At 57.7% G+C, this 12210-nt stretch carries 9 protein-coding genes and 1 pseudogene; 4 read left to right on the plus strand and 6 right to left on the minus strand.

Annotation, left to right across the window (positions count from 1 at the left end; all coding sequences use genetic code 11):
- Positions 1 to 657: 657 nt before the first annotated feature.
- Positions 658 to 2052 carry an ATP-binding protein gene (locus tag ABWO67_RS15835; protein WP_353153246.1) on the minus strand — a complete coding sequence of 465 codons (1395 nt, stop codon included), beginning with the start codon at positions 2050 to 2052 and terminating at the stop codon, positions 658 to 660.
- A gap of 5 nt (positions 2053 to 2057) precedes the next feature.
- Positions 2058 to 2759, minus strand: coding sequence for a response regulator (locus ABWO67_RS15840; protein WP_353153230.1), 702 nt, complete (start codon positions 2757 to 2759; stop codon positions 2058 to 2060).
- Positions 2760 to 2867: 108 nt separating this feature from the next.
- Here ABWO67_RS15840 and ABWO67_RS15845 point away from each other — a divergent pair, with 108 nt between their 5' ends.
- The 3 genes from ABWO67_RS15845 to recQ are packed head-to-tail and all read left to right on the plus strand — an operon-like array spanning position 2868 to position 7680.
- A complete protein-coding gene (locus ABWO67_RS15845; RefSeq protein WP_353153232.1) occupies positions 2868 to 4655 on the plus strand; it encodes a ClcB-like voltage-gated chloride channel protein in 1788 nt (595 codons plus the stop codon).
- A gap of 49 nt (positions 4656 to 4704) precedes the next feature.
- A complete protein-coding gene (locus ABWO67_RS15850) occupies positions 4705 to 5862 on the plus strand; it encodes a fimbria/pilus outer membrane usher protein (protein WP_353153234.1) in 1158 nt (385 codons plus the stop codon).
- Between the two features lie 3 nt (positions 5863 to 5865).
- On the plus strand, positions 5866 to 7680 hold the full coding sequence (gene recQ, locus ABWO67_RS15855; RefSeq protein WP_353153236.1) for a DNA helicase RecQ: 1815 nt from the start codon (positions 5866 to 5868) through the stop codon (positions 7678 to 7680).
- A 42-nt stretch (positions 7681 to 7722) separates the two neighbouring features.
- Here recQ and ruvB read toward each other — a convergent pair whose 3' ends face one another.
- Entirely contained in the window at positions 7723 to 8787 is a 1065-nt protein-coding gene (ruvB, locus tag ABWO67_RS15860) for a Holliday junction branch migration DNA helicase RuvB (protein ID WP_353153238.1), read from the minus strand.
- 129 nt (positions 8788 to 8916) lie between these two features.
- On the opposite strand from ruvB, the gene ABWO67_RS15865 reads away from it, so the two are divergent.
- On the plus strand, positions 8917 to 9885 hold the full coding sequence (locus ABWO67_RS15865; RefSeq protein WP_353153240.1) for a threo-3-hydroxy-L-aspartate ammonia-lyase: 969 nt from the start codon (positions 8917 to 8919) through the stop codon (positions 9883 to 9885).
- A 467-nt stretch (positions 9886 to 10352) separates the two neighbouring features.
- On the opposite strand, the gene ruvA is transcribed toward ABWO67_RS15865, so the two are convergent.
- From ruvA to purH, 3 genes and pseudogenes are all read right to left on the minus strand, one after another.
- On the minus strand, positions 10353 to 10931 hold the full coding sequence (gene ruvA / locus ABWO67_RS15870) for a Holliday junction branch migration protein RuvA (RefSeq protein ID WP_353153242.1): 579 nt from the start codon (positions 10929 to 10931) through the stop codon (positions 10353 to 10355).
- Positions 10932 to 10952: 21 nt separating this feature from the next.
- Positions 10953 to 11498, minus strand: a complete 546-nt coding sequence (gene ruvC, locus ABWO67_RS15875; protein ID WP_353153244.1) for a crossover junction endodeoxyribonuclease RuvC — start codon at positions 11496 to 11498, stop codon at positions 10953 to 10955.
- A pseudogene (purH, locus tag ABWO67_RS15880) lies at positions 11498 to 12210 on the minus strand (bifunctional phosphoribosylaminoimidazolecarboxamide formyltransferase/IMP cyclohydrolase); the annotation flags it as partial. The pseudogene purH and the gene ruvC, both read right to left, overlap by 1 nt.

The raw sequence follows: 12210 nt of genomic DNA on the forward strand, positions 1-12210 counted from the left end.
TGGACTGTCAGCAAGCGTGCTGGTCGAACATGCGCGGGCTTGCCTCACCGGAAATAAAACTTGGCCCGGCGCACGCTGACTTCGCCTGCCCCAACCCCTGTGGCAGCCGCCGTCACATGAAAGGCTGACCTAACCGGCTTCGGTCAGCAGCTGATGCAGGCAAAAAGGGAGAGGGTCTTAGCGGTGTTCTGCGCATTGGCATATGGCCATTCGTATCTGCCTACTAGCATTGACCATTAGCCTCGGCTCACTGGCATCTGTCTTTCAGCGGCCTTACATCAGCCGCCACCCTTCCATAAGAAGGCTCGTCCAATCAGCGCAATTATGAGGTGCAGCGTGCGGGGTGGGCATGGCGAATATTGAGCGCGCCGCGTAGCCAACCTGGCTCGGGGCATAAGGGCGCGCTGTTTGAGTGGCCCGCTTACGGACAGCGTGCTGTCCGTGGCCACGAGTTCGCGCCCGGCCCCGGCAAAGCCAGGTTGGTTACGCGGGAAGTCCCAACGGGACCGCAGCGATTATTCGCCATGCCCACCCCGCACGCTGCACCGTCACAAATACGATGAGTCCGTCACAAATACGATGGACCTGTCATAAAAACGATGAAGCCATCATAAGAATCGAAAAACTGTAGCAAGGACGAAAACGCCGTAACAACCGTCAAGTCGCCAACGGCAAACTAATCGTCACTTCCAGCCCACCACCCGCAGCCTCGCCCAAAGCCAGGCTTCCATCGTGCGCCTTGGTAATGGCGTCCGCCAAAGCCAGACCCAAACCGACAGAGCCAGTCAACGTGCGGGCATCGTCCAATCGAGAGAATGGCCGTAACGCTTCTACACGCCGTTCCGCTGAAATGCCCGGTCCATGATCGGACACCGTAATCACAGCTTGACCATTCCTTGCGTCCAGCGTCAACTCTACCGGCGCTTTCCCATGATTCAGTGCATTGGTAATCAGGTTATCCAGCAGCCGCCCCAAGGCGATCTTGTCTGCCTTGAGCTTTATTGCTTCAGAGCATGTGCGGATCAGCTTGACCGGGCTACCCGTGCTCTCCCAGGCGGAGACTTGTTCTTCCAGCCATGTATTCAACGCCAGGGGAGCGAATTGGTAGGAGCCTGGGTCAGAACCTCGGACGAAGCCGATGAACTGGTTGACCATGCGCTGCATGTCTTGGACATCTTTGCGCATGCCTTCCTTAAACGTCGGGTCGTCGACCATTTCAATCCGTAGCCACATTCTCGACAGCGGCCCTTTCAGGTCGTGCGGTAGTCCGGCCAGGAGCGTGCGCTGTACCGCGCTGGATTCCGCCAGTGTGTCCAGCATGGCATTGAATCGCTCTCCCAGAATCCGTGTCTCGCTAGGCCCCGACGGTGTCACGCGTTGGGGTTGGCCTGCCGCTAACTGGTCGGCGGCCTTGGCCAGCCTGGTCAAGGGGCGGGTAATGTGCCAGGCAAAAGCGGCCGATAACAGTAGGAATAGCCCCATGCCCGTCAGCCACACTGCGATCACCGGCGTCGCTACAGGCTGCGTAATCCGGTCCAGTGGGATTACCAGCCATTCACGGCTGTGCCGAGATACGTCATCCTCGGTATCGGGCAGCATGGAAATGTAAACCCTGGGCTGAGGCCCGCGTGAAAGCGCCACGCGTGTATCGTCGCTAAGTCGCTGATTCAGGGCCAGAACGAACGAACGTAAGTTGTCGCGTATGTCGTTTGTGGGAGGAGGGGGGCGGTGATCATTGCGCCTGTCGTGCGGCGGTCGTCGCTCTTCGAGGCTGGCATTAGACGGCAGGCTGCGCGACCATAGACGCCATTGGTTATGCGACGCGTTCTGTACGAAATCGGCTCGTCGTTCTGCCGGGATTTCGGCCAGAGCGGCTTGCAGCGTGCGGATGGTCGTGGCCGTGAGTGCCACCGCTACTTCTTCGGTGAACTGCTTACGGTAATAAGAAACCGTGCCGAATGTGGCTGCCTGCACCAGCAATATCGTGCCCAGGGTCAGCAGCACCATGCGCGCACGCAGGGATCTTGGCAAAATTGAACGAAGCATAGTAATGGAGGCTAGGGCGAAAACCGGTACCCGACTCCCCATACAGTTTGAATCCAGCGAGGTTGCTTGGGGTCGTCTTCTATTGCGCGCCGCAAGCGCAGTACAGCGATGTCGATGGCGCGGTCATTGCGTTCGCCTTCATCATCATCGCGAGCCAGCGCCAGCAGGCGATCCCGTGATAGTGGTTTACCGGGGTTGTTGACCAGGGCCTCCAGCAAATTCACTTCGCCGCCAGTCAGCTTGATGGGTTCATTTTCTTTGCTTAGCTGGCGCGTAGTGGGATCAAAAATGAAAGGGCCGAAAGCCACTGGCTTGTCTTTGTTCAGGGCCGAGGCCCCTTTTTTACGGCGCAATACGGCTTCGATGCGGGCCAGGAGTTCGCGCGGGTCGAAGGGCTTTCCCAGATAGTCATCGGCGCCGGCTTCAAGCCCGATGACACGGTCTACCGTTTCATCGCGCGCAGTGAGTAAAATAACGGGTATGTCTTCGCCTAGTTGACGTAACCGCCGGCAGGCTTCGGCGCCGTCGCCATCAGGCATCATGCGGTCGAGTACGACCAGATCAGGCGAGTAGCGTTGAATGCGCGTCGGCAGATCGCTGGCGTCGGGCGCAAGCAGTGTGTCGTAGTTGTGGCGATTAAGATAGTCGGCCAGCAATTGACGTAATGCGGGGTCGTCGTCGACAACCAGTACTTTTACTAGGGGATTTTCCATAGAATGAAGTGTGCCTCGTGGCTTGGCGTCTGGCAAGCGTCTGGAAATCGATTGAAATAGGTGTTGGGCTTGCCGCAAGCCTTATGGTTTATTTTGTACAAGGAACACATGATAAGGCACACCGTACAAGCCATGCGTCAACGCCTGGCGGGTTATTTATGGCTCTCGGACCTGCCGGCTATGTTGTGCTGGGCAGTGCTGGTAGGCGTGCTGGGGGCTTTTGCCACTATCGCTTTTCATGAAGGCATGCGCCTGATCCAGCAGCTTGTCACAGGGGAGAGCGGGTCTATTGTCGGCGTAACCAAAACCTTGCCATGGTATGGACGCTTGCTGTTCCCCACCTGCGGCGGGCTGGTGGCAGGGCTGTTGTTATGGGCCGCTTCAAGATCCAAGGCTGGTGCAAATTCCGATTACATGGAAGCGGTCGCCATAGGCGATGGCCGGTTGTCGATATGGCAGGGTTTATTGCGTTCGCTCTCCTCGTTATGCACGGTGGCCTCAGGCGGATCAATCGGGCGCGAGGGAGCCATGGTGCATCTGGCCGCACTTAGTGCGTCGACCATAGGCCGATTTACTTATTTCAGTACGACGCGCTTGCGCCTGCTGGTTGCCTGCGGCGCGGCGGCTGGGGTGGCGTCGGCTTACGGTGCGCCCATCGCAGGCGCACTATTTGTGGCTGAGATTGTGCTGGGCACTATGGCCATGCAAAGCTTCGGACCGCTGATTGTTGCGGCCGCGTCGGCCAATATTGTCATGCGTATGACCGGGCATTACCAAACGACTTATGCCATCATCAATATGCCCGAAATTCCGGCGCTGGAAGTGCTCCCGTTTATTCTTCTGGGTGCGCTGTCAGGCTTGGCTGCACCGTTATTTCTGAAGTCGCTGGACTGGACTAAGCGCCGTTTCAAGGACACTGGGTTGCCATTGCCCGCGCGGCTCGCGCTTGGCGGGTTTTTGCTTGGCCTGCTGCTGATCGTCATGCCCCAGGTGGCTGGCAATGGCTATAGCGTGGTCTATTCGCTGCTGCATACGTCATGGGCCTGGTATGCGGTGATCTTGATTTTGTTTTGCAAGGTGCTTGCCACGGCGTTGACGGTAGGCTCCGGCGCTGTCGGCGGGGTCTTTACGCCGGCGCTCTTTGTGGGGGCTGCGCTGGGAACCTTGTTCGGGCAGGTGCTTGGGCTTTTGTGGCCGGGTATGAACACGGAAACCTACATGTTCACGCTCGTGGGCATGGGCAGCTTTCTGGGCGCGGCTACCAGCGCGCCTCTGATGGCCATACTGATGATTTTCGAAATGACGCTCAGCTACCAGATTGTGCTGCCGCTGATGCTGGCCTGCGTTGTGTCTTACTTTGTATCGCGCGCCGTTGCCGAGGTGGCCATGTACGAAGTTACGGTGGCACGAGATCGTGATGTCTTGCTGCGTCAGCAACTGCGCCACACCAGGCTTGAGGAATTATTGAAGCCGGCGGAAACGGTGGTGGCGACGACGGCTCCCGTGAGCGATGCGTTGCAGATGTTTATGGATTATCCCGTCAAGTATCTGTATGTGGTGGATGAAAACAACGTTTACCAAGGGGTGATTGCGCAACAAGACCTCACCAGTTTATTGTTGAGCCATGGCGACATACAGCAAAAGCTTGCAGGCGAGGTGCTGCGTCGTGATTTCGTGAAGACACTGTATCCTGACATGACCCTGGATCAGGCCCAGGATCACTTTGTGCAGTTTCAGGGGGAGCGCTTGCCCATGGTCAGCCGGGGCGAGCATCCCCAGTTGCTCGGTGTAATCTACAAGTCGGCCGTGCTGGAAAAATACAGCGCTATCAAACGTTCTATGGACGCTTCCGGCGAAGCGATGCTGGATTTCAAGGCAATACAGCGGCCCCGTTAATTTTCGTTCGTGTTATTTATTGCCCGTTGACACGGGCGTTTTGGTTTCAATGACGTTTTTTTCACCGGTTGGTGTTTCGATTCGCGTGTTTGGGTGGTGCGCCGCGCTGGCGTGTTCCCAGGCCTATGGCGCTGGCGGTCAGTCGGGACCGACGCTGGCCGACCTGGCCCCCGTCCGTTTGTACGCTGTGCCTGAAATAACGGTTGCTCCGCCAGTCCCCCTGCCGGATCCGCTGGAAGCGTCAGCGGATCCTTACGATGGCGATGTTTCGGAGGATGTGGACATTCCCGATATATCGTTCGATTTCTTTTGGCAGGAAACTGATTTTCGCCAATGGCATCGAATGAAGGTATCAAGCTCCTCGCCTGGATTGCGCGGTACGCGTGGATGGCGGCGTACGTCAGGTTCACGCTCTCGATGGTTACCGGCACCCTCGCAAGATGCTTGGACACTCGGCGCCAGCAACTGGCGCTATGCGGGGGAGCAGGGTCTGGGCATCACATTGGGTAGTAACGAAATCGCTGTTCCGGCTTGGGGGAGTTCTACCCGGATGGGCGGCATCAGCATATCGCAGTCTTCTTTCGCCGATACAGGCGATAGTGGTGCATGGCGATATTCCATGGCGGTTGGCGCGCTGGATTATTCTGCCAGCCAGGCGCAAGGCGATCTGAATTACGGGCCTACTGCCAGCAATACGGTTTTAAGCTATCGGATGAGTCCGCAGTTTGTGCTGGAGTCCCAGCTCGAAGTCGCGCCTGACCTGGTCACTACGGGCATAGGAGGGCGCTACAAGACGCGTGGCTGGGGTGCGTGGAGTGCAGGGGTGGCCAGGGCGAGCGCGGGCGTACAGACGGGCTGGCGCTATCAGGCTGCTTACGAGGTTGACGTGCTGGATGATTTGAAATTGTCGTGGGTGAATGAAAGCCATAGTGCAGGGTTTGCCGACCTTAGCCGCTACCAGGACGTCTCGACATCGGTTGGCGGGATACGCCAGAGGGTAACAGCGACGGTGCCCATGGGCCGCTGGGGAGACTTGGGCGGCATGTACGAAAGCTCTCGCTCGTCCGTAGGAGATATACAGCGCAGTTTCGGACTGACACAGCAGTTTTGGTATAGCCCGAATTTGCGTATTGGCCTTCAGGCCGAACGCCAACTAGTGACCGGCGACTATGATGTAGGTATTCGCTTTTCAGTACCTATTAATTAGCACATGACCATTTCGCCCCTAGAAACACTGCAGCAAGTCTTTGGCTACGATTCCTTTCGTGGCGACCAGCAGGCCATTATCGAGCATGTCGTGCAGGGCGGTGACGCCTTGGTGCTTATGCCCACTGGCGGCGGAAAATCGCTTTGCTATCAAATTCCCGCGCTGGTTCGCCCTGGCACAGGCGTCGTGATTTCGCCCTTGATTGCGCTAATGCAAGATCAGGTCGATGCGCTGCTCGAGTTGGGCGTGCGCGCCGCCTTTCTGAATTCTTCGCAAGACTGGCGCACCGCGCGCGACGTAGAGCAGGCATTCCTGTCGGGCCAACTGGACTTGTTGTATGTGGCCCCAGAACGATTGCTGACAGACCGGTGCCTGGACATGCTTTCCAGCGGTCGTATTTCGCTTTTTGCCATTGACGAAGCGCATTGCGTATCGCAATGGGGGCATGATTTCCGCCCCGAGTACCTGGGCCTGTCCATTCTGCACGAACGCTGGCCGGAGATTCCACGCCTGGCCCTGACTGCGACTGCGACTGCGGTTACGCGGCGTGAGATTGCGCAACGCCTAGCCCTGGATGCCGCGCCTCATTTTGTCGCCAGTTTTGATCGGCCCAATATCCGTTATCGCATCGTCGAAAAAAACGAGGTCAGAAAGCAGTTGCTGGCCTTTATTCAGGCCGAGCACACGGGTGATTGCGGCATCGTGTATTGCCTGTCCCGGGCACGAGTTGAGGAAACGGCTGACTATCTTTGCCAAAATGGCATTCCGGCGCTGCCATACCATGCTGGCCTGAATCAGGCGGTGCGGGCCACGAACCAGGCGCGTTTCCTTCGGGAAGACGGCATGGTCATGGTTGCCACCATTGCTTTTGGCATGGGGGTCAATAAGCCCGATGTACGGTTTGTTGCGCATATTGATTTGCCCAAGTCCGTCGAAGGGTATTATCAGGAAACCGGTCGGGCAGGACGCGATGGCTTGCCTGCTACCGCCTGGCTGGCGTATGGCTTGCAGGATGTAGTGCAGCAGCGTCGCATGATCAACGAATCGGCCGGCGATGACGCCTTCAGGCGGCGCCTGGGCGCGCAGCTTGATGCGATGCTGGGCTTGTGTGAAACGGTGTCGTGCCGACGTGAGCGCTTGCTGGCTTATTTTGAACAGACCATATCGGCCTGCGGCAATTGCGATACTTGCCTGGAGCCGCCTCAGGCCTGGGATGGCACGGTGGCGGCGCAGAAAATACTTTCAGCAGTTTATCGATTGTGGCGCGAGCGCGGGCAGCGCTTCGGCGCCGGTCATCTCATCGATATATTGCGCGGCAAACCCACCGACAGGGTCAAACAATACGAGCACGAAACCATGACGGTTTTCGGCATAGGCACCGATCTGTCCGAGCAGGCCTGGCGCGGGGTATTGCGCCAGTTGCTGGCCCAAAGCCTGCTGGCTGTCGATAACGAAGGGTATGGCACATTGGCGCTTACCGACGCCAGCCGCGCGGTGCTAAAAGGCGAGCAAACATTGATGTTCCGGCGTGAGCCCGAGAAGAAGGCGCGCAGCTCGCGCTCCGATAGCGCAAAAAACAAGGAAGCCATCGTCTTGCCGGGCGAAGCGCAGCAACGTTTTGAAAGCCTGCGGGCGTGGCGTTCAGAAACGGCCCGCAGCCATGGCGTTCCGGCGTATGTCATTTTTCATGATGCCACGCTGCGAGAAATTGCAATGACCTGCCCGCAATCACTGGATGATCTGGGTGGCATCAGCGGCGTGGGAGCGCGCAAGCTTGAAGCTTATGGCGAGGATTTGCTCCGTTGCGTGGGTGGCTAGCACCCAAGCGGATAATTAGGCGCCATCAGGTCAGGGCGTCGGTCACGTAAATAAGTCAGGCGTGCCGGCAGGTTTGGGCGGAGTCAATCCCAGATGGCGCCAGGTGGTCTGTGTGGCGATGCGGCCGCGCGGCGTGCGTTGCAGATAACCGTGCTGGATCAGAAAAGGTTCGATCACGTCTTCGATGGTATCGCGTTCTTCGCCGATGGCAGCTGCCAGGCTGTCGACGCCTACCGGTCCGCCGTCGAATTTGTGGATAATCGCTTCCAGCAGCTTTCGGTCCATTAAATCCAAGCCTTGCGGGTCGACTTCCAGCATGGCCAGTGCCGCGCCGGCCACAGTGGTATCAATACGGCCGTTGGCCTTGACCTCGGCATAGTCGCGCACCCTTCGCAGTAAACGATTTGCAATCCGTGGCGTACCCCGGGCCCGTCGCGCTATTTCCGCTGCGCCATCGGGCGTGGTCTCGGCATTGAGCAAATGCGCGCTACGTTTGACGATATGAGTGAGATCGTCGGCGTTATAGAACTCTAGCCGCGAGACGATGCCAAAACGATCGCGCAACGGGTTGGTAAGCATGCCGGCGCGCGTGGTCGCGCCTACCAGCGTAAATGGCTGCAGATCGATTTTTACGCTGCGCGCTGCCGGGCCTTCGCCAATCAGGATGTCGATTTGGAAGTCTTCCAGCGCCGGGTACAGGATTTCTTCGACCACCGGTGATAGACGATGGATTTCGTCAATAAACAACACATCGTTTTTCTCAAGGTTGGTCAGCAAGGCGGCCAGGTCGCCCGGGCGTTCAAGCACAGGCCCGGAGGTTTGCCGCAAATGCACCCCCATTTCATGCGCAATAATGTGAGCGAGCGTGGTTTTGCCCAGCCCCGGAGGGCCGAACAGCAAGACATGATCGAGCGCCTCACCCCGGTTTTTAGCCGCCGCAATGAAGATTTCCATTTGTTCGCGTACCCGATGTTGCCCTATGTATTCGCTAAGCGCTCGGGGGCGCAATGCGCGTTCCACGGAATCTTCGTTGGGCGAGGCGCTTTCAGGCGCCACAATGCGTTCGATGGCAGCGATGCTGGATAGGGAGTCGGAGTGAATGGCCATGGGATGTGTGCTGAGTATATTTACAGTGCTTATCGTACTCTACTATGCAACAGTTGCGCAGCCTTGCCGCGCTTGCAGCATAATTCCAGCTGCGCTTACTTCGTAATTTTTGAAACGAGTTGATGACTTATGACCCTTCGCCTACCTGTCTACGATGATGTCGTTGCCGCCAGCAAGACGCTGGATGTCGTGGCGTATCGCACGCCTGTACTGACTTCGCAAACGATCAATGCCCGCCTGGACGCCCAGGTTTTTTTCAAATGTGAAAATTTCCAACGTATTGGTGCCTTCAAATTTCGTGGCGGCTATAACGCGGTAGCAAAATTGTCTGCCGCGCAGCGTAAGGCTGGGGTCGTGGCGTTTTCATCAGGCAATCATGCTCAGGCGATCGCGTTGGCGTGCCAGTTGCTGGACGTCACCGCCACGATAGTCATGCCTCACGATGCGCCAGCCGCCAAAAAGGCAGCTACCTTGGGCTATGGCGCCCGGGTTGTCAGCTATGACCGCCATACAGAAGATCGCGAAGAGATAGCCCGCACGCTGGTCCAGGAACAAGGGCTGACCTTAATTCCTCCGTTTGATCACCCGGATGTCATCGCGGGGCAGGGTACCGCCGTGAAAGAGCTGCTGGAAGAGGTCGGTGGACTGGACGCGCTGTTCATTCCTTTGGGCGGAGGCGGCTTATTGTCCGGTTCTTTGCTCGCCGCACATGCAATCAGCCCCGATTGTGCGGTCTACGGTGTTGAACCGCAGGCTGGCAACGATGGTCAGCAATCGTTTCGAAAAGGCAAGGTAGTCCGTATTGCTCCGCCGGATTCCATTGCCGACGGCGCATTGACGATGGGGCTAGGTAAGCTGACTTTCCCCATTATCAAGCAACATGCGCGCGATATTCTGACCGTCAGCGACCCGCAGTTGATACAGGCAATGCAGTTTTTTGCTGAACGGATGAAGATGGTGGTGGAGCCTACAGGGTGTCTGGGGGCGGCAGCCGTTTTTAACGAGGTGGTTCCTGTCAAAGGGAAACGGGTAGGGGTGTTGTTAAGCGGCGGTAATGTCGATTTGTCGGCTTATGCGGGGTTTTTGCGCACTGCGTGATCGGTTCCGTTTACGGGTCAGTATCTTTTCTTGGTCCCGTATGCCAGGTCCTTTGCGTCAGTGTTTCTCTTGATCCGCACGTTTGTGCCTTGGCGTTAGGATCTCTTCTTTTGTCCGCGGGGCAGGTTCTGGGAGGGGATGTTTTGCTCCTCGTTGCCGGTTCGTCGCCCTGCGGCGCCGAACATCGCTTCGCCCCGCTCGTCCGCCCATTCGGGCTACCTTCGCGTGCGTCTCGCTCGACACCGAAAGTCGCTGCAACATCCCCTCCCAGGACCTGCCCCGCTGCGGCATAGAAGTTTGAACCACCGCTGGGTCGGATAGCATGCTTGGCATCTTTGCGTGACGCTGGCGATTGGCGATTGGTGGGCGATCAGGTGATGGATGGAACGGCGTGTCAGAAATAACTGCAAGACCACAGCAACGGCGTGTAAAGAAAAATCTAGCGCTAAGTACTCTGCAGCAGCCCGTTAAGCCCTAGCCAGCGACTTCAAAGCCAACCGTATCCCATCGGCGACCTCCACCCCTTCCGGCAGATTCTTCAACGCCGCCTGCGACTCATTGTTTGAATACCCTAGCGACAGCAGCGCATTCAAAATATCATCCCGACCTGCAGAATGAGAGCTTGGACCGCCACCGCCTAAATCGGCACCCAGCTTTCCTCGCATCTCTAGCAATAAGCGTTCTGCGGTTTTCTTGCCAATTCCGGGAACCCGTGTCAGCCTGCCACTTTCCTGCTGCGTAATCGCGCTGGCGAGCTCTTCGACAGTCATGCCCGACAACACCGCCAACGCAGTACGCGCACCGATGCCAGTAACCTTGATCAGCAAACGGAAAGCGCTGCGTTCTCCGGCAGTAGAAAATCCATATAGCGTATGGGCATCTTCCCGTACCGCCAGGTGGGTATGCAGCGTTACCTTAGCGCCATTTTCCGGCAGGTTGTATAGCGTGCTCATGGGAACGTCGATTTCGTAACCGACGCCACCTACATCGATGCAAACAACAGGAGGCGTCTTTTCCAGCAAGATGCCTGTGATTCGTCCTATCATGGGATCGTCCTTTCTAAGAGGTTAGCTGACCAGGCGTCCGCCGCGCACGCGGTTGGTGTGGTTGGGAGCAAGCTGGCCGGTGTCTTTCAGGCGCTGGGTCAGCGGGTGGCAATGGGCATGGCAAATCGCGCAGGCCAGGGCGTCGGCTGAGTCAGCGGCGGGCAGGCCGCTTAACGCCAGCAAGTGCTGCACCATTTTCTGAACCTGTTCCTTGGCCGCATGGCCGTTGCCCACCACCGCTTTTTTTACCTGTAGCGCGGTGTATTCGTGCACGTCGAGATTGCTGTCTGCCAGCGCGCACATGGCGGCGCCCCGCGCCTGGCCCAACAGCAAGGTAGACGCCGGATTGGCATTGACGAAGACTTTTTCCAGCACCGACACGGTGGGCTGGGTGCTTTGTACTACCTCGCGGATATTGTCCAGTATGACCTTCAGGCGTTGGGCCAGGGGTTGGTCAGTTGGCACGATGATCGTGCCGCTGGTCACATACTGCAGGCGCGAGCCTTGGACGTCAATGACGCCAAAGCCTGTGCGCCGCAGCCCCGGATCTATCCCCAGGATGCGCATTAGTGGCGGAAGTGCCGTGCGCCGGTAAACAGCATGGCTATGCCCCTTTCGTTCGCAGCTGCAATGACTTCTTCATCGCGCACGCTGCCGCCTGGCTGGATTACGCAGGTGGCGCCGGCTTCGGCGACAACGTCCAGACCGTCGCGGAAGGGGAAGAACGCATCCGACGCGACAGCGGAGCCAACTAGCGTCAACCCAGCGTTTTCAGCCTTGATGGATGCAATTCTTGCGGAGTCGATGCGGCTCATTTGGCCCGCCCCAACGCCCAGCGTCATGCCGTTGCCGACGAAGACGATAGCGTTGGACTTGACGTACTTGGCAACCTTCCAGGCAAACATGAGGTCTTGCATTTGCTGCGCCGTGGGAGCCAATGTGGTCACCACTTTGAATGCGTTTTGCGGGACTTGGTAGTCGTCGGGATTCTGTACAAGCCAGCCGCCGCCTATCCGTTTGATATCAAAGGCGTTGTGTGCGTCACCTTGTGGGATTTGAAGTACGCGCACGTTCTTTTTGGCTGCGAAAATAGCCAAGGCTTGATCCGTGTAGGCCGGGGCCAGCAGAACCTCAACGAATTGTCCGCTTACGGCCTGGGCAGTGGCTTCGTCGACCGGACGGTTAAAGGCAATGATGCCGCCAAATGCAGAAGTCGGGTCGGTCTTGAATGCTTGCTGATAGGCATGCAATGGGCTGTCGCCTATGGCTACGCCGCAAG

Origin of the sequence: Pollutimonas bauzanensis (assembly GCF_040393045.1) — a bacterium.
Taxonomy (GTDB): domain Bacteria; phylum Pseudomonadota; class Gammaproteobacteria; order Burkholderiales; family Burkholderiaceae_B; genus Pollutimonas; species Pollutimonas bauzanensis_A.

Excerpts from the sequence above, each read along its gene's own strand:
- ABWO67_RS15840 (WP_353153230.1), bottom strand. The coding sequence starts at position 2,759 with ATGGAAAATCCCCTAGTAAAAGTACTGGTTGTCGACGACGACCCCGCA.
- ABWO67_RS15845 (WP_353153232.1), top strand. The coding sequence starts at position 2,868 with ATGATAAGGCACACCGTACAAGCCATGCGTCAACGCCTGGCGGGTTAT.
- ABWO67_RS15850 (WP_353153234.1), top strand. The coding sequence starts at position 4,705 with ATGACGTTTTTTTCACCGGTTGGTGTTTCGATTCGCGTGTTTGGGTGG.
- recQ (WP_353153236.1), top strand. The coding sequence starts at position 5,866 with ATGACCATTTCGCCCCTAGAAACACTGCAGCAAGTCTTTGGCTACGAT.
- ruvB (WP_353153238.1), bottom strand. The coding sequence starts at position 8,787 with ATGGCCATTCACTCCGACTCCCTATCCAGCATCGCTGCCATCGAACGC.
- ABWO67_RS15865 (WP_353153240.1), top strand. The coding sequence starts at position 8,917 with ATGACCCTTCGCCTACCTGTCTACGATGATGTCGTTGCCGCCAGCAAG.
- ruvA (WP_353153242.1), bottom strand. The coding sequence starts at position 10,931 with ATGATAGGACGAATCACAGGCATCTTGCTGGAAAAGACGCCTCCTGTT.
- ruvC (WP_353153244.1), bottom strand. The coding sequence starts at position 11,498 with ATGCGCATCCTGGGGATAGATCCGGGGCTGCGGCGCACAGGCTTTGGC.